At 65.2% G+C, this 17,196-nt stretch carries 18 protein-coding genes; 9 read left to right on the top strand and 9 right to left on the bottom strand.

Annotated elements, in window-relative coordinates; all coding sequences use genetic code 11:
- Positions 1-10: 10 nt before the first annotated feature.
- Complete coding sequence (locus ACIBW7_RS29125; protein ID WP_397051762.1) at positions 11-2,563, top strand: MFS transporter; 2,553 nt, start codon at positions 11-13, stop codon at positions 2,561-2,563.
- Between the two features lie 233 nt (positions 2,564-2,796).
- On the opposite strand, the gene ACIBW7_RS29120 is transcribed toward ACIBW7_RS29125, so the two are convergent.
- Positions 2,797-3,717, bottom strand: coding sequence for an LLM class flavin-dependent oxidoreductase (locus ACIBW7_RS29120; protein WP_397051760.1), 921 nt, complete (start codon positions 3,715-3,717; stop codon positions 2,797-2,799).
- A 157-nt stretch (positions 3,718-3,874) separates the two neighbouring features.
- On the opposite strand from ACIBW7_RS29120, the gene ACIBW7_RS29115 reads away from it, so the two are divergent.
- Positions 3,875-4,348, top strand: a complete 474-nt coding sequence (locus ACIBW7_RS29115; protein ID WP_397051758.1) for a hypothetical protein — start codon at positions 3,875-3,877, stop codon at positions 4,346-4,348.
- Positions 4,349-4,414: 66 nt separating this feature from the next.
- Here ACIBW7_RS29115 and ACIBW7_RS29110 read toward each other — a convergent pair whose 3' ends face one another.
- From ACIBW7_RS29110 to ACIBW7_RS29090, 5 genes are all read right to left on the bottom strand, one after another.
- Entirely contained in the window at positions 4,415-4,639 is a 225-nt protein-coding gene (locus tag ACIBW7_RS29110) for a hypothetical protein (protein ID WP_387287899.1), read from the bottom strand.
- Positions 4,640-4,685: 46 nt separating this feature from the next.
- A complete protein-coding gene (locus ACIBW7_RS29105; RefSeq protein ID WP_397052377.1) occupies positions 4,686-5,912 on the bottom strand; it encodes a cytochrome P450 in 1,227 nt (408 codons plus the stop codon).
- 81 nt (positions 5,913-5,993) lie between these two features.
- Entirely contained in the window at positions 5,994-6,413 is a 420-nt protein-coding gene (locus ACIBW7_RS29100) for a MarR family winged helix-turn-helix transcriptional regulator (protein ID WP_397051755.1), read from the bottom strand.
- Complete coding sequence (locus tag ACIBW7_RS29095; RefSeq protein WP_397051753.1) at positions 6,403-7,779, bottom strand: MFS transporter; 1,377 nt, start codon at positions 7,777-7,779, stop codon at positions 6,403-6,405. Before ACIBW7_RS29095 ends, ACIBW7_RS29100 begins: the two co-directional genes overlap by 11 nt.
- Positions 7,780-7,859: 80 nt before the next feature.
- Positions 7,860-8,744, bottom strand: coding sequence for a LysR family transcriptional regulator (locus tag ACIBW7_RS29090; protein WP_397051751.1), 885 nt, complete (start codon positions 8,742-8,744; stop codon positions 7,860-7,862).
- Positions 8,745-8,823: 79 nt separating this feature from the next.
- Here ACIBW7_RS29090 and ACIBW7_RS29085 point away from each other — a divergent pair, with 79 nt between their 5' ends.
- Genes ACIBW7_RS29085 through ACIBW7_RS29075 form a run of 3 tightly spaced genes read left to right on the top strand, consistent with a single transcriptional unit; the run spans position 8,824 to position 11,041 of the window.
- A complete protein-coding gene (locus ACIBW7_RS29085) occupies positions 8,824-9,735 on the top strand; it encodes an EamA family transporter (RefSeq protein WP_397051749.1) in 912 nt (303 codons plus the stop codon).
- Complete coding sequence (locus tag ACIBW7_RS29080) at positions 9,732-10,007, top strand: NAD-dependent epimerase/dehydratase family protein (protein ID WP_397051747.1); 276 nt, start codon at positions 9,732-9,734, stop codon at positions 10,005-10,007. Before ACIBW7_RS29085 ends, ACIBW7_RS29080 begins: the two co-directional genes overlap by 4 nt.
- Positions 9,974-11,041, top strand: a complete 1,068-nt coding sequence (locus ACIBW7_RS29075; RefSeq protein ID WP_397051745.1) for an SMP-30/gluconolactonase/LRE family protein — start codon at positions 9,974-9,976, stop codon at positions 11,039-11,041. The genes ACIBW7_RS29080 and ACIBW7_RS29075 overlap by 34 nt, the downstream gene beginning before the upstream one ends.
- Here ACIBW7_RS29075 and ACIBW7_RS29070 read toward each other — a convergent pair.
- Positions 11,030-11,785 (bottom strand): alpha/beta hydrolase, encoded by a 756-nt coding sequence (locus tag ACIBW7_RS29070; RefSeq protein WP_397052375.1) that lies wholly within the window; start codon positions 11,783-11,785, stop codon positions 11,030-11,032. The two genes, ACIBW7_RS29075 and ACIBW7_RS29070, sit on opposite strands and share 12 nt — an antisense overlap.
- Positions 11,786-11,878: 93 nt before the next feature.
- On the opposite strand from ACIBW7_RS29070, the gene ACIBW7_RS29065 reads away from it, so the two are divergent.
- Positions 11,879-12,088 carry a hypothetical protein gene (locus ACIBW7_RS29065; protein ID WP_397051743.1) on the top strand — a complete coding sequence of 70 codons (210 nt, stop codon included), beginning with the start codon at positions 11,879-11,881 and terminating at the stop codon, positions 12,086-12,088.
- 5 nt (positions 12,089-12,093) lie between these two features.
- On the opposite strand, the gene ACIBW7_RS29060 is transcribed toward ACIBW7_RS29065, so the two are convergent.
- Positions 12,094-13,050 carry an alpha/beta fold hydrolase gene (locus ACIBW7_RS29060; protein ID WP_397051741.1) on the bottom strand — a complete coding sequence of 319 codons (957 nt, stop codon included), beginning with the start codon at positions 13,048-13,050 and terminating at the stop codon, positions 12,094-12,096.
- Between the two features lie 119 nt (positions 13,051-13,169).
- The gene (locus tag ACIBW7_RS29055; RefSeq protein WP_397052373.1) at positions 13,170-14,540 is read right to left on the bottom strand and encodes an ABC1 kinase family protein; all 1,371 of its coding nucleotides are present in this window, start codon (positions 14,538-14,540) and stop codon (positions 13,170-13,172) included.
- A gap of 150 nt (positions 14,541-14,690) precedes the next feature.
- Here ACIBW7_RS29055 and ACIBW7_RS29050 point away from each other — a divergent pair, with 150 nt between their 5' ends.
- The 3 genes from ACIBW7_RS29050 (at position 14,691) to ACIBW7_RS29040 (ending at position 17,191) form a co-directional block, all read left to right on the top strand.
- A complete protein-coding gene (locus tag ACIBW7_RS29050) occupies positions 14,691-15,320 on the top strand; it encodes a TetR/AcrR family transcriptional regulator (protein ID WP_397051739.1) in 630 nt (209 codons plus the stop codon).
- A gap of 257 nt (positions 15,321-15,577) precedes the next feature.
- Positions 15,578-16,825: a PucR family transcriptional regulator gene (locus ACIBW7_RS29045; protein WP_397051737.1), complete on the top strand. Its 1,248-nt coding sequence runs from the start codon at positions 15,578-15,580 to the stop codon at positions 16,823-16,825.
- A 30-nt stretch (positions 16,826-16,855) separates the two neighbouring features.
- Positions 16,856-17,191, top strand: coding sequence for a pyridoxamine 5'-phosphate oxidase family protein (locus ACIBW7_RS29040; protein ID WP_397051735.1), 336 nt, complete (start codon positions 16,856-16,858; stop codon positions 17,189-17,191).
- The last annotated feature ends 5 nt before the right edge of the window (positions 17,192-17,196 follow it).

The raw sequence follows: 17,196 nt of genomic DNA, 5'->3' as shown, positions 1-17,196 counted from the left end.
GGCTCAAATTATGACGAATTCGACCACCCAGGCCCCGGCAAAGTCGCCGGACCTGGATGCCGGTGAGGGTACGTCACTGTCGCACCGGCAGATCCTGACCATCCTGTCGGGACTGCTGCTCGGCATGTTCCTCGCCGCGCTGGATCAGAACATCGTGAGCGTCGCGATCGTGCGGATCGCCAACAGCCTGGACGGATTCGATGAACAGGCCTGGGCGACCACGGCATATCTGATCACCGCGACGATCACCACCCCGCTGTACGGCAAACTGGCCGATATCTACGGCCGAAAGCCGTTCTACCTCACCGCGATCGGACTGTTCGTCATCGGTTCGGTGGCCTGCACCTTCGCCACCTCGATGTACGAACTCGCCGGATTCCGCGCCTTCCAGGGCCTGGGCGCGGGTGGGTTGATGTCGTTGGCGTTCACCATCATCGGCGATATCGTGCCCGCTCGGGAGCGGGTGCGCTACCAGGGCTATTTCATGATGGTCTTCGGTACCGCGACGGTGCTCGGGCCGGTGCTCGGCGGTTTCTTCTCGAACTACGACCAGCTCTGGGGTCTCGAGGGTTGGCGCTGGGTGTTCCTGGTCAATGTGCCGATCGGCGTGCTCGCGCTGGGTGTGGTCGCCAAAGTGCTCAATGCGCCGCATCAGCGCCAGGATCACCGCATCGACTGGTTCGGCGCGGTCGCGTTGACGACCTGTGTGGTGCCGCTGCTGATCGTCGCCGAACAGGGCCGGGATTGGGGGTGGAGCTCGCAGCGCGCGCTCATCTGCTATGGGATCGGTGCGGGCGGGCTGCTGTTGTTCGTGCTCGTCGAATCCCTGATGAAGGACGCGGCGCTGATTCCGCTGCGGCTGTTCAAGAATTCGACCTTCAGTGTGACCATCGCGGGCGGCTTCATTGTCGGTATCGCGATGTTCGGCGCGATCGTCATGGTGCCGCAGTACTTCCAAGTGGTGCGCGGATATTCGCCGACCAGATCGGGTCTGCTGATGCTGCCGCTGGTGCTGGGGATCATGTTCGGCTCGCAGCTGGCCGGATTGACCACCAAATTGACCGGGCGCTACAAGATTCTGCCGGTGATCGGGACGTTCATCATCGCGGTCGGCGCTGCGCTCTACGGCCAAGTGCATTACGACAGTCCGCTATGGCAGCCGCTGGTCTACGGCGGCGTCATCGGCTTCGGGCTCGGTTGCTGCATGCAGACCCTGATCATCGCGGCGCAGAATGCCGGTCCACGTTCGGATATGGGTGTGTCGACCGCGGCGGCGACCTTCTTCCGGCAGATGGGCGGCACCCTCGGTGTCGCGGTATTCCTGACCATCCTGTTCAATCTGTTGCCGCACCGGATCATCGACGCATTCGGTGGTGCGCTGCCCGCCGGGTTCGATGCCGCGCAGTTGAGCACCATGCAGAGCAATACCAGCGGGATCGCGGCGCTGCCGGATGAGCTGAGGGTGCCCATTCTGATCGGGTTCACCGATGCGATGCATGGCGTCTTCTATGCCGCGGCGGGGGTGGCGCTGCTGGCCTGTCTGGTGCTGATGTTCATGAAAGAGATTCCGCTGCAGGATAACCCGGCCCCCGCTGTGGAGTCGGTGACCCTGGAGGCCGAATCCAGTTGGGACGAGGCGCAGGTTTGGGAGGGTGCCGCCGAGGTGCTCTCCGAACCCGAACCGGTGCTGGCGGGTGCGGTCAGCCGAGTTACGGTGGATCACGACGGCAATGGGGTATATGTGGCCGCCGTTGTACCGCAGTCGCATTCGAGCCTCGAATACGAAGGCGCATCGATCGGCGGCCGGATCGGACGCGAGGACGGCAGACCGGTGCCCGGCACCGTGCTGACCCTGATCGACCAACGGGGACATCAGGTTTCGCGCGCGACCGGGGATGCCGACGGCGGCTACCGGATCGAGGCGCCGGCCGCGGGCAACTACGTCTTGATCGCATCGGCGACCGGACATCGGCCGGAGGCGGTCAGCGTGGCCATCGGACAGCGCCCACAGTTGCTCGACCTGACCCTCACCGGCTCCGGCGAATTGTCCGGTGTGGTCCGATCGGCCGGTCGCGGTACTCCGCTGCCGGGTGCCACCGTCACACTGACCGATATCCACGGCGAGGTCGTCGGCGCGGCCATCACCGCGGGCGACGGCGCGTATGTCTGCCATGGCGTCGTCTCGGGCACCTACACCCTGGTGGCCGTCGCCGAACATATGCGCCCCAGCGCCACCACCCTCACCGTCCCCGACAGCGGTCTCCTACATCACGACATCGATATGGCATCGATGGCCGTGCTGGCCGGATCCGCCTGGGCCGACGGTGACCGAGCCGTCCCGGACATCCAGATCACCGTCCTGGACGCATCCGGCGACCTCACCGCCACCGCCCGCACCGACGCCAACGGCCGCTACCTGGTAACCGACCTCCCCGAGGGCCACTACACCGTCATAGCCCGTGGCTACCCACCCGTCACCACCCGAGTAACAGTCTCCGGCGGCGAAGTAACCCACGACGTCCGCCTCGGCTACGAGCCCGCCGAAGCGCCCGACCCGCGCTGACGCCAGCTCAGAATTCGCCGGCGTCTATCCGAGTCGCATGGACGCATGGACGCATAGGCGAAGGCGTCGTGCGAGTCGTTGTCGCGGATGTCTACGCCGTTGAAGCGATCAGTACTGCCACCGCCATCCGCGTCATCGGTGTGGACATGACTCTCCTCCCCGGAACCCGCGTCGCGTGACCGGCCCCCTTGCTCTATTCATTGCCAGGGGGTGCTCCGGCGTTACCGCACCGCTCAGTCGACGTGCGGCAGGACCTCCGCGGCTATGCGCTCCATTTGAGCGGCCTCGTCGAACAGCGGGTTGATCAGGATCATTTCGGCCCCGGCGTCGGCCACCTCGCGTAGGCCCTGGATGCAGTCCTTGGTCGTGCCGTGTACGGCGACGGGCAGCAGGGTTTTGCCGAATTCGCCGTAGAAGTCGGTCAGGGCGGTGGCCATGCGCTGTTCGGCCCGTGCAGGGTCGTCGTCGACCGCGATGTAGACACGTTTGGCAATGCGGAAATCCGATGGGGCGCCGGAGTTTTCGGCCAGGGTCTCGCGCACGTACCGGACCTGCTCGGCGAATTTGGCCGTCGTACTCGAACCGGCGCCGAAGAATCCGTTGCCGTGCCGGACCGCCCGCCGCAATGCCGCCGGTGTGCTGCCGCCGAACCACAGTGGCGGATAAGGTTTCTGGAACGGTTTCGGCTCCATGGTGGCGCCGGTCAGCTGCCAGAACTGGCCGTCGATATCGATTCGCGGCTGGGTCCACAGTGCCTTCATGACGCGCAGGCTCTCGTTGAAGCGAGTCACCAGATTGTCGGCGGGGTCGACGTCGAAGGCGGAGAACATCCGGTTGCGTCCGCCGATCCCGATGCCGATCTCGAGCCTGCCGCGGGTGAGCTGATCCAGCGTGCTGATGCGTTTGGCGAGGTGCACCGGATTGTGCAGCGGCGTCACGAACACCGCGCATCCGAAGCGCAACCGCTCATTGCATGCGGCCGCGAAGGTCAACAACTCGATCGGACTCAGATTGGGCGCGGATCCGAGCAGTTGCTCGGTCGTCCATGCGCTCTCGAAGCCGAGCGCCTCGGCTCGAGCCAGGTAGGCCCGTAGATTTTCCGGTTGGAATGATCCGTCGGGAATGAGCTGCGGAACCGAAATGGCGTATCGCATCGTCCGAGCCTAACTCGCGCATCGAAGCAGCCGTTGCGGGTGATCGAGCCCAGACCTGAACATGCCGGTAACTCGACTGTAACCACCCGCCGAGCCGCAACGGTGCTCGCAGGCTAGATTATCCGAAAGCCATTATCCCAGAGAGGAAATCACCCCCGTGGGGCAGTTCTGCAGAGCCGTCTTCCTGGACGCCGACCACAAGCTGATCGGGTATCTGGAACCCAAGATCCGATTCCTGAGACGTGCCTGGATCGGCGACGATTTCGTCCAGGGGGTGGAGCGCCTCCTGACGGTGCCGACGCGGGTCGTGTGGGCCGGACCGCAGGTGGGGGAGCAGACCAGCCTCTACGACAAGGCCGCCTCCGTCGCACCGCTGGTCGCACCGCAGAACGGTTTCATCGGCCGCTACATCCTCAATCACGACAAACGCACCTATGTGGACAAGGCGACGGTCCGGCACGGCGACGACCGCCACCGCATTCACCCGCTGCCGATGCTCACCGCCGAAGGCGCGGATTGCGCCGACGGCAATGCCGCAGTGGTCGGTACCTGGTCCGGGGATCGCATCTCGATGAGTGCCACTGTGCCCACCGGCTTCGAACTACTGAAGTACGACATGGTGGCGAACTAGTTCACGGGTTCCGGCGCTCGCGCGGCACGCGGATGTGTGTGCCGCACTGCGAGATTCGGAGGCGTGTCAGAGCCGTGGATCGAAGACCAGCCGAAAACCGGTCAGCCCGTGCTCATCACCGGAGGCCCAGAACTCCCGTCCTGGCAATTCGTTCTGCGGCAGCCCGGCCTGTTCGGCGATATCGGCAGCCGGTATCCACATGGGCGAATGTGCCGGATGCCATGGTGTCTGCACCTGCGCCCGATCGCCGAACAACAGGATCACCCGCACCCGCACTGGTTCAGGTTCCATAGTTACATGATGCGCGCTCGCAACGGCTTTGCCGAGGTCGCGTGCATCAATCGAAACGTACTTCCCACCGTTTGATGCCATTGAGCCATCCGGAGCGCAGGTGCTCGGGTTCGGCGACCTGACTCAATTCGGGCATGGTGTCGGCGATGGCATTGAACATCAGATCGATCTCCAGCCGGGCCAGGTTCGCGCCGAGGCAGTAGTGCGTGCCCGCGCCGCCGAATCCGACGTGTGGATTGGGGTCGCGCAGGATATCGAACCTGAACGGATCCTCGAAGGCGTCCTCGTCGAAATTGGCCGAGCTGTAGAACAATCCGACGCGCTGGCCCTTGCGGATCAACTGCCCGCCGAGCTCCACATCGCGCATCGCGGTGCGCTGGAATACCGAGACGGGGGTGGCCCAGCGCACGATCTCATCCGGTGCGGTACGCGGCCGCTGCTCCTTATAGAGCTGCCATTGGTCCGGGTTGTCGACGAAGGCCTTCATGCCGTGGGTGATCGAATTGCGGGTGGTCTCATTGCCCGCCACCGAGAGCAGGACCACGAAGAACGCGAACTCGTCCGAACCCAGATGCTCACCGTCGATATCGGCATTGACCAGCTGCGTCACGATATCGTCCGCCGGGCAGGCGTGCCGCTCCTCGGCCATGGTCCAGGCATAGCCGGTCAATTCCAGCAGTGCGGTCGGCGCATCGGTGGTGTATTCCGGGTCATCGGCGCCGATCATCTGATTGGACCAGTGGAACAGCTTCTTGCGATCCTGCTGCGGCACCCCGAGCAGTTCGGCAATGGCCTGCAGCGGCAATTCGCAGGCGACCTGCTCCACGAAATCACCGCTGCCGGACTTCTTGGCCTCGTGCACAATTTGGGCCGCACGCTCGGTGAGCGCCGCCCGCAGGCCCTCCACCGCGCGCGGGGTGAAGCCCTTGGACACGATGCGCCGATTCTTGGTGTGGGCCGGCGGATCCATATTGAGCAGAATCAGCCGCTGCATATCGATCTGTTCGCGGGTGATGGTGGACTGATAGCGGATGATCGCGCTGTTCGCGGTGGAGGAGAAGATCTCCGGATGTTTCGAGATCTCTTTGATGTGTTCGAGTTTCGTGACCGCCCAGTAGCCGCCGTCATCGAAGCCGCTGGAGCGGTCGGGCTGGGCGCACCACCAGACCGGCGCGGTTCGGCGCAGCTCCGCGAATTCCGCGGTGGGTCTGCGTTTCGCCCACAGGTCCGGGTCGGTGAAATCGAATCCGGCAGGAATCGACGGCGTGGCCATGGCCACCTCCCAGAGCTGGAACACGTTCTACATACGATTGAAGCACAGTGCGCGCTCCGAGATGGTGAAATGCGTCGGCAGTCAGTGCTCGAGCTTGCGTAAGAGCTGATGCAGCGAGCGCAGGTCGTCGGGGGAGAGGGCGGCGACGGCGGCCGGGGCGGGGTCGGGGGTGGCCATGGCCTGTGCGAGCACCGCGCGACCGGCGGTGGTGATGGAGACCTGTTTGCGGCGGCGGTTGGTCGGATCGATCTCGCGCACGACGAGGCCGAGTTCGTCCAGATTATTGACCGCGACCGTGGTCGCGGGCGCGTCCATGCCGGTCGCCTGCGCGATCTGGTTGAGCGTGAGCGGGCCGGGACGCAGGCGACGCAGAATGCGAATTCGACTGAACGGCAACCCGGTTCGTTCGCTGACCGCGCGCTTCCACGAGTCGCGGGTATCCATCACCAGGTGGGTGAGCTGGCCCCACACATCGTCGGCGGTGGGTACGTCATCCGGCATGTGCGGGGACCTTCTCTTCCAATATCGGGGCGACGCGATCGCGGGACCGCGCGGCCCACCGGGTGTTCGCGACTATGCCGAGTATGGCTATTCCGGCGGTGAAAACCGCAATCAGCCACCACAGACCGGCGCCGGTCAGCGCGCCGCACAGCGCGACACCCATGCTCACGCCGACCTGTCTGCTGGTCGAGGCGACCGCCGCTGCGGCCCCCGCGCGATCCAGTGGCATCCCGCTGACCGCCGCCGTCGTAATCGGTGCATTGACCATGCCGAATCCGATTCCGAAGATCGCGAAGATGATGAGCAGGTGCCAGACCGGAGTCGCCACATCGAGTCGAGTGAGCAGCACGGCGGCGATGGTCATCGCGACCCCCGCCGCCAGCAGTGAGGGTTTGGTCCCGTAGCGCCCGACCAGGCGCCCCGACAAGGGCGAGAAGATGAGCGTCGCGACCGCCATGGCCAGATATAGCGTCCCGGTGTGCACCGCCGAATAACCGCGCAGCTCTTGCAGATACAGCGAGCAGGTGAACAGGAAGGCGCCGAGCGCCGCGAAGGCGAAGATCGCGGTCACCGTCGCCGACGTGAATGGCGCACTGCGGAAGAAGCGCAGATCGATGAACGGATCCGAGCGCCGCGATTCCTGCCACAGGAAGGCCGCGAGGGCCACCGCCGACACCACGAAGACCACCGGCAACCGCTCGATCAATCCGAATACCACTGTGAACAGAAATGCGATCGCAAGCAACTGCCCGATCGGATCGAGTCCGCGCACCGTGGCCGACTTCGATTCCGGCACAAATAGAGTCGTCAAGACCAGCGCGAGCGCACAAATCGGCAGATTGATCCAGAACACCGACTGCCACCCCAGCGCATCGATCAGCACACCGCCGACCATCGGCCCCAAGGCCATCGAAATGCCGACGACCGCACCCCAAATGCCCACCGCGCGAGCGCGTTCCACCTTCCCGGTGAAGACCTGCGTAATGATCGACATCGCAACCGGATTCAGCATCGACCCGCCGATAGCCTGCAAAAACCTTGCCCCGATGAGGGTTTCGATATTCGGCGCGAGGCTGCACGCCAGCGAGCCGAGTGCGAAGACCGTCAACCCGATCCGGAACACCCGCCGCCGCCCGAACCGATCCGCAGTTGCACCCGCGAGCATCAGCAGACTCGCGAGCGTGAGCGTATAGATATCGATGATCCACTGCAGCCGAGCCAGCGGCGCATCCAGATCCGCTCGAATCGCGGGCACTGCGACATTCACGATCGTCGAATCCATCGACACGATCAGCAGACTCAGGCAACACGTCGCCAATACCACCAACTTGCGCCGCGGCGTCAACTCTTCAACAGTTGTATTCACACAACGATTGTGTATTTACAACTGTTCCGAATGCAAGGGCATGTCCCAGGATGTGAGCCGTGGAACATCCGGCTGATGTTTCAGTCGCCGGTGTGCGCCGGGAGGCCGAGGACGGCGAGGAAGGCGTTCGCCGCGGGTGTACCACCGGCGCGGCTCCAGATGACGTACTCGACCCGGGCCGGAGCGTCGGTGACCTCGATGGTGACAACGCCGGTGAGCTGCGGCGCATAGGCGGCGGGGAGCATGGCCACGGCGAGGCCCGGCCCGACGAGCCGGGCGATGTAGTCGGCGCTGGTGACTTCGAAGGCGACGTCACGGTCGAGACCGGCGGCTGCGAAGGCCTGGTCGGATTGGCTTCGCCCGGCCGTCCCGGCTGGGAGGTCCACGAAAACCTCGGAGGAAAGTCTGTGCAGGTCGACCAATGTTTCGGCGGCGAGGGGATGGTCCGGGGCTACCACGGCGACGAGTCGATCACGGGCGAGTTCGTGAACGGCGACGCCCTGGGGTCGCGCCGTGGTCGGCAGCCCGAGGAAGGCCACGTCGATGGCGCCGTCCCTGACCTGTTCGATGAGGTCGTCGCTCGCGCCCACCCGCAGGTCGATGCGCACCTGCGGGTACTGCCGACGGAAATCGCGCAGCGCACCCGGGATATCGACCGCGGCGACGGTCGGGATCAGGCCGACGGCGAGCCGCCCCCTTACCTCACCGATTGCCGCGGCGACCTCAGCGGCTGCGCGCTCGGCGGCGTCGAGACACTGGCGGGCGGCGGGGAGAAACGCCGTACCGGCCGGTGTCAGCCGCACCCGGCGGCTGGTGCGCTCGAAAAGTCGCGCGCCGAGTTCGCGTTCCAGCCGCGCAATCTGGTGGCTGAGGGCGGACTGGACTACCAGACATCGTTCGGCGGCTCTGGTGAAGCTTTTCGTCTCGGCGACCGCGACGACGTAGCGCATCTGCTGGAGCTCCATGGATCAATCTTGAATCGAGATTGATCCGGTGACAAACATGTGTTGGACTCATTGATCGTGGCCGGGTGAGACTGCGAGTGTGAAAAGTTCAGTAGCACAGCGGGTTTCCGGTGCTTCGAAGGGAAACCTGCCTCGCGCCGCCCTGACGGGGCTCGCGCCTTTGGCGTGGGGCACCACCTACGTCGTCACCACCGAACTTCTCCCGCAGGGACATCCACTCTTCGCGGGACTCCTGCGTGCGCTGCCCGCCGGTCTGATCGCGTTGGCGGTCACCCGGACGGTGCCGCGCGGGACCTGGTGGGGGAAGGCCACGGTGCTCGGTGTGCTGAATATCGGGCTGTTCTTCCCGCTGCTGTTCGTCGCGGCCGAACGTCTGCCTGGCGGGGTTGCCGCGACTTTGGCGGCAGCTCAGCCGCTCATCGTGGCGATCCTGGCCGTGACAGTTCTGCACGAGAGCCCATCGGCATGGCGGATCGGCTGGGGTGCCATGGGGGTGGTCGGCGTCGGTCTGGTGGTGATCGGGCCGAATGCGACACTCGACGTCATCGGGATCGTCGCGGGTCTGGCCTGCGCGGCCACGATGGCGCTCGGCGTGACGCTCACCAAACGCTGGGGACGGCCCGCCGAGGTGAGCCCCACCGCCTTCGCCGGTTGGCAACTCACCGCGGGCGGTCTGTTCCTGGTACCTGTCACCTTCGTTTTCGAGGGCCCACCTCCCGCGATCGATCCGGACGCCGTCCTCGGCTACCTCTGGCTGGGGCTGATCGGCGGTCTGATCGCCTACGTCCTGTGGTTCCGCGGCATCACCGCATTGCCTGTCAACTCCGTCTCGATTCTCTCCCTGCTCTCGCCGCTGGTGGCCGCCGTGCTCGGTGCCGTCCTGCTCGGCCAGACACTCGGCCCGATCCAGCTCGTGGGGTTCGGGCTCTCACTCGCCGCCATAGTCGCGGGACAACTTCCGGTTCCGACCCTGGAAAGGTCGGCTCGGTGAAGATTGCCGTTGTCGGAGCCACAGGCATGGTCGGTTCGCGCGTCGTCGACGAAGCCGCAAGCCGAGGCCATGAACTCGTCGCCGTATTCCGGAAACAGCGGCCCGCCCTCCTCGAACCCGGACATCGCACCGGGAAATACCGACGCGGCACCACCACCCTCATCACCGCGGCCGACGGCGCATCCCGAATCTCGGCTGAAGACCTCGCCGTGGCAGTCCTCGACGAACTCGAAACCCCATGCGAAACCCAACATTTCACCGTCGGCTACTGAGGCGACTTCTCGGTATCGCCGCCACGCTCGCCTGCCTCGGCGTCGCGGTGCTGGTACCCGCGGACCGGACAGCAGCCGATGCTGTATTCCCCACCGCGATCGACCTGCCCGCCGGATTCCGGCCGGAGGGTATTGCGATCGGGACGCTGCCGGTGGCTTACCTCGGCTCGCAGGCAGACGGCTCCATCTACCGCACCAGTCTGATGACCGGGGAGGGCGCCATACTGAGCCCCGGTCCGGGTACACCGTCGCTCGGGCTCCAGCTCGACCACCACGGTCGGTTGTTCGTCGCCGGTGGCAGCGCCGGCGATGCGCGTGTCGTGGATACCCGGACCGGCGCGGTGTCGGCGAACTATCGACTCGGCACGTCGCCGGACACATTCGTTAACGATGCGGTGCTCACCTCCGCGGGCGCGTGGTTCACCGACTCGCGCACGCCCGTGCTGTACCACCTACCGGTCGGGCACGACGGTGCGTTACCGCCACCCGAGGCCGTGGTGCGCCTCCCGCTGACCGGCGACATCGCTTATGTGCCAGGAGCTTTCAATGCCAACGGAATCGTGCGCACCCCTGACGGCACGGGGCTGATCATCATGCAATCGGTGACCGGCCGACTGTTCCGTGTCGACCCGGCGACGGGCACGACGCGCCGGATCGACATCGGCACCGAGACCGTGCCCGACGGTGACGGGCTGCTCTTGTACGGCAGCACGCTGTTCGTCGTCCAGAACCGGCGCAATGCGATCGCCGTGATCGCGCTCGACGCGGCGGGCGCGACCGGCACGGTCGAGCGGCGCCTGACCGATCCGCGCTTCGACACACCGACAACCATTGCCGCGTCCGGTAATCGCCTGTACCTGCCGAACGCTCGCCTCACCACACCGCGGTCACCGACCACGCCATACAACGCCGTCGCGGTCGACCGACCTTTTCAGAGCCTGCACCCGATCCGGACCGGTACGACGAAATCGGCGACCGGGTATCGGCGACCGACACGAAGCCGGTCGCCGATACCTGTTACGTCAGGCCGGTGATGAGCCGTCGGGGCCGAGATGCCGCGCGAAGAAGCGGGCCGCGCTGTCGACTTCGAACCTGGGTACCGCGGCGTGGCCGCCCGCATTGGCGTGCAACGTCTTTTCCTTCGAGGCGAAGGCGTCGAACAGGGCGAGCCCGGATCGGCGGTCGACGAGCTCGTCGTCCCACTGGAGCAGGAATTCGATCGGGACGGTGATCTTCGCCGCCGCCTCGGTCAGGGATTCGTGTCCGAGGCAACCGAAGACCGCGGCGCCGATCCTGGGTTCTACCGCCGTCAATGGCACGCCGATCCCGGTGCCCTGCATGATGCCGTAGAAGCCGATCGGCGCTTCGGTGCCGATCTCCGGAAGTTTCCGGAGGGCGTCGATGGTTGCCTGCCATTCCGGTACGGCGCGCGCTGCCAGGTCGAGGTGGATTCTCACGACGATCGGGCCGATGGGCTCGCCCGCCGACTGAGCCTGTCGTAAGGCGGCTACGTTCTGCTCGTCGGTCGCCGTTCGGGGCCGGTCGCCGTGTCCAGGTGCGTCGATGGCGGCGACATGGAAACCGCAGGCGGTCACGAAGCGGTGGGCGCGGCCCAGGATTCCAGGTGCCCTCTTGTGCTGGCCGCCGCCGTGTGCCATCAGGATCAGGGGTGCACCATCCGCCCCGGACTCGGGTGACCAGAGCACGCCGGGTACCTCGCCCAGGGTGAAGTCGCGTTCGATGACACCGTTCGACGATGTCTGCGAGGTGAAATGCATTTGGTTGTTGCCTTTCGGGATTGCCTTATAGAGAGGCACTCCCGGCGACACCTACCTCATCGCCCGGCCGTGAACCCGAAGGGGAGCACCCACATGGATACAGCGTTCATGGGTCTCACCTCCTCGCGCGATGTCACGGCCTCCGGCACGCTACCAGCCCGGATTCCGTCGCGCCCAACCATTTTCCTATCGGCGACTCGGATCGATCAGGAATCGCATCACCGCCGCCCAGCCCGCTACGAGAAATATCAGCGCAAAGCCGATGCGGAATACCCGGTGGTCCGACTCGGCTCGCGGCCCTGAGCGGACTACGCCACGAGTGTGAGGTGAGTGCCCGCGACCTTGCCGGTAGCCCCGGCGCGCGTCATCAGGCGGCGGATGGCCTCGGCGACCTCCGTCGGCCGCTCGAGGATCACCGAGTGGCCGGCGCCGTCGACCAGGACGAAATCCGAGTATTCGACGGCGGCGGCCATCGCGATGGAATGCGACGGCGGCGTCATCAGGTCGGCGCTACCGCACAGCACCACCGTCGGGATCTTCGACAGGACCGCGAGGGCGTCGGTCTGGTCGTAGACCATGAAGGCACTCAGGAAGCTCGCCATCGTCACGATCGGCGTCTCGTTGTGCATCGCGTTGGCGAGGGCGAGCACCCGCGAGCTCACCTTGCGATCGCCGAATTCGGCGGTGCGGATGATCGGGGCGAAGGCTTTGCAGGCTATGAGCTTCGCGTGGTGCATGAGGACCGGAGCGCGTCGGACGGCGGCCTGGAATGCGGACACGGCCGGGTTGCGCAGCAGACGGCCGAAACCGGCGTCGGCGAGTCCGCTCGCGGCGGTCGCGATGAGTGCGACCCCGGTAATTCGCGTGCCGATCTCGTGCGGATTCTGGCTGACGTAGGTGAGCACCGTCATGCCGCCCATCGAGTGGCCGACCAGGACGACCGGCCCGGTGGGGGCGACGGCGTCGAGAACGTCGCGCAGGTCCTTGCCGAGTTGATCGAGGTGGTAGGTCCGCCGGGAGGCCGCGGCGGAATCGCCGTGGCCGCGGTGGTCGTAGCAGACGATCCGGGCGCCGGGGTACTGGCGCAGCAGCGTGTGGCGGACGTAGCTCCACGACGCGGTGCGCAGGCAGTGTCCGTGCAGCAGGACGACGGTGAGGTCGGCGTCTCGTGGTCCGTATTCGCGAACCGCGAGTTCCACCCCGTCCGCGGTCGAGACCGTGGCACGACGTTCCGCCGAGGTGGCGATGGTGCTGGTGATCGACATCGGGGGCTCCGGTTCGGTTGCGGTGACTTGATTAACTGTCCGCCGCATCGCCCGCCGATATCAGGTCCCCGAGTGCTGAGCTCGCGCCCCCAAAGGTGGACCGGATCACCACCAAGGTGTTACCGGTCGGCGCGCCACCGTGCTGTCGCCCGTCCGATCTCGGTTGCCGGAGGTTCGTGGTAGAGCCATTCCCTGGCGATGCGGTGCCAGTTGTTCGTGGTCCCCAATTGACCCAATACGGCGAGGGTGAACAGGTCTGCTCGCCGCGAGAAGACATGCTCCGGCGGGAGCCACTGTTGTCGCATACCGCGAAACTCGGCGACCCTCGGGTCGACCGCGAGAACCACTGCGCCGGTGGCGAGTTCGGGGGTGACCGTGATTTCCTCGTCGGTCAGATGCCAGCCCGCGGCAGCCCACACATACTCCAGGCATTCCTCTGCCGTCACATCCGAATCCGGGTCGATAATGCCGCGGCCCACCCACGCCGCATAAAGGTCCTGGGCCCGATTTTCACCGGCGGCCTGCAGACACGCACGCTCGAGTTCGACGTGCACCCGATCCATATTGTTGTAGAGCCCGAAATCCACGAAGCCGACGCGACCGTCCGCGGCGAGCATGATATTGCCCGGATGCGGGTCACCGCAGAATTCGAAATCCGAAAACAGGGAACTGACATAGAAGCGATAGATCAGCTCGCCGATCCCATCGCGTTCGGCTGCGGGCAGGTCCTGGATCTGCGAAAACGACTTCCCTTCGACGAACTCCGTCACCAAAACGTGGTGTCCGCAGAGTTCCTCGACACTGTCGGGGACCGTGATGAACGGATGGTCCCGGTAGCGAGCGGCGACTCGATGCTGTGTCTGTGCTTCGCGCACGTAATCGAGCTCGCTGCCGATATTGCGGGCGATTTCGTCGAGTACATCGGTATCCGCCGCGCTCGGCAGAATGGATTTCCAGAGTCTGCTGATCATCGCCAGATTGCGCATATCCGCCTCGACGGCCTCGTCCACGCCCGGATATTTGACCTTCACCGCGACGGTGCGTCCATCATGCAACTTCGCGCGATATACCTGGCCGATCGATGCCGCGGCGATCGCCGTCTCGTCGAAGTCGGCGAAGGCCCGCGCCAATGGCCCGAGATCGTCCTCGATCACCTGCCGCATTGCCGGAAACGGAAACGCGGGTGCTTGATCGCGTAGCTCGGCGAGCTTGTCGCGGAACATCTCACGATGCGATTCCGGCAGCAGAGCGACATCGAGCACCGACAGCATCTGCCCGAGTTTCATTGCCGCGCCCTTCATGGCGCCGAGCACGGTGACGAGTTGCTGTGCGGTGCGCAGCGTGGACCGTTCGGCGAGCAGCTGGCGGGCCTGTTCCGTGCGCCCGATCATCGACAGACGGGTGCCGACTTCACGGATGGCCTGTCCCGCAACCAATCGGCCCACCTTGCCGCCCCGCGCGAGACGACTCTTCGGTACCCGACCGACCACCATCGCACCTCCATCGACCGCGCTCGTGGCTCCATCACATTCCACCCCATGGCGGCGTCATCGGATCAGGAATTCGTCGCATGAAAACTGATGCCGCCGTTAAACTGAGCGACGCTCATCTTCTCAGGACAGTTCGGCAGGAGGAGTGCGATGCCGCCGAAAGCTGTTGGGCAGCGCCGTCGCCCGACACAGGAACGCGCCAGGGCGACCCGCGAACACATACTCGACGCCGCCGCAGAGCTTTTCGGGGAGCGCGGTATCGCCAACACCTCGACGAACCGGATCGCGGCCGAGGCCGGGGTGAGCATCGGCACCGTCTATCGGTACTTCGCCGACCGCTCGGTCATCGTCGAAGAGCTGCTCAGGCGTCTGCTCGAAAACGTCGAAAGGCGCTTTACCGAGCGGGTATTCGGGCTGTCGGACAAGCCGATGCTGGAGATGATCACCGGCATTCTGGAAGTCATCACCGATGAACTGGTGGCCAATGCCCGGTTGGTGCGCGCGCTGGTGGCCGGAGTGCAGTTCTACAGCAGCGGTATCCCCGAATTCGAGCCGCGGCTGCGGCTGCTGGTCAAGCTGCTGGTGATCCAGTTGCTCGGCCCCGGTGACGATCACGAGTACGACGTGATGACCTTCGTGCTGATCAACACCGGTTTTGCCGCGGTGCTCCGCGCATCGGCGCTGGAGGTCGACAGCCGGGAGCGCAAAGAGGCGATCGAGATGACCGCGCGAATGATGACGGCGATGGCCGAGGCCGAAATCAAGGCCAAGGCGACCTGACGTCGCGGCTTCAAAAGTGAGCGCCTCCCCATCTATTGGTAGGTGAGCGCTCCTCGATGTCGCTCGAGAATCACATCTATGCCTGGTAGCCGACTGTATTTGCGACCGTTGCGGATTGTTCAAAGAGGAGTAGAAGGTGAGCTACCGCTCGGTTTAACGTTTCTGACACAGCAGCCGGTAACAGCGAAGTTCTCGGCGCGGCAGTTGTTCACCCAGCTCGTAGCGACTGCGTGACTACGGTGACAAGGAGGTCATACGTGACGATCGAGAGTCTCGTCCGGCCCGAACGCAATGGGCTGGATCGGCCGCTTACGCCGTCCGCGCGCGATATCGACAGGTTGACCCACGAGGTGATGGCACATCTCGCGGAGTCCGACGAACAGTGCGGTGCGCTGCCGGGGCAAACGCTGGTTCGCGATGTGAAGGCTGTGGTCCGGATCTGCCTGGGGTGGTTGATCCACCGCGTCAACGGTCACGCGCTCCCGACGAGCACCGACCGGCTCGCGATTGCGGCCGCCGGATGTACCCGTGCGGGGATCCCCGTCGATACCGTTCTGCATGCCGTTCACGAGGGCTTCAAAGCGGGGCTCGACCTGATGGTCGCGCGTACGGGTCCGGCGGATGTACTCGGCGTCGTCACGGGCACCGCCACGGTGCTGGAGCTGTCGAAACTGATTACCGCCACCGTCAGCAAGGCCTACGTCATCGAGCACAAGGCCGTTGCCGCCGAGCATCAGACCGCGGCGCACAGCCTGACCTCGGCGTTGCTCGCCGGTCATCTCGATTCCGCGGCAGCGCGGGAATGCGGCTTACCGATCGCCGACGAGTACTCGGTGCTCGCCGTCGCGATTCCGGCGCATCCGGATGAGCGCCATCCGCAGCTCGACGGACAGGTTGTCGCGCGCCGCAAGCTCCGTCGCCTCCAAGCCGCACTCGCGACCATATTCGGAGGAACGGCGCTGTCGCTGTTATCCGTCGACGGCGGAACGATTCTCGTCCCGTTCACCGTGCAGACCGATCCCGAATTCGACGGACTGGTGCAACGGATGTCCTCGGCCACGCAGGTGCCGCTCACCGTCGCCGTTGTCACCGCCCGCCCCGACGAGGTACCCACCGCCGCGCGCCATGCCCACGAACTCCTCGATACCGTGCAACAGCTCGAATTGGAGCCCGGCGTATACAGATTCACCGAACTGGCGCTGCAGTATCAACTGACCCGCCCTGGGCTGGGCCGCGATGCCCTCGCCAACCGGCTCATCCCACTGCACGAACACCCGGACCTGTTGGAAACCCTCCAGACCTACATCGATTCCGGTCTGAGCCGAACGCGCGCCGCTCGCCAACTATGCGTCCACCCGAACACCGTCGACTACCGACTTCGCCGAATAGCCCATCTCACCGGCTTCGACCCCGCCGACCCCAGCGGACTGTGGTATCTCCGCTCCGCCCTCGTTGCCCGCAAGGGCCGCGCCGCATTCGGTTCGACATCACCCACCGCCTGTTAGCCTTCGGTCTACGAAGTGGGGTCGGCGACGATGAGGCTCGACGATCATTGGGACCAGATTCGGGAAATCGTGACTCGCGGGCGACGCTCGACCGGGCACTTCACGATCGCGTCGGTAGGCCCCGACAGCATGCCGAATGCCACACCGGTCGGTACCGTTTTCCTGCGCGACGACTGCACCGGCTTCTACTTCGACCAGTACACCAGTGCTCTGGCGGCCAACCTCGAGGTGAATCCGTGGGTGTGTCTGATGGCGGTCGACCATCCGGTGATGATGTCGCATCTGTGGCAAGAAGATTCCGTCCCGGAGGGCGATCGGCGAAACTCTGCCTTCGCCCCGGGGCGGTCCACGGACTCAACGTTGTAGGCCGA

Origin of the sequence: Nocardia sp. NPDC049526, from assembly GCF_044465765.1 — a bacterium.
Lineage (GTDB): Bacteria > Actinomycetota > Actinomycetes > Mycobacteriales > Mycobacteriaceae > Nocardia.
This window is presented reverse-complemented; position numbering and strand designations above follow the sequence as displayed.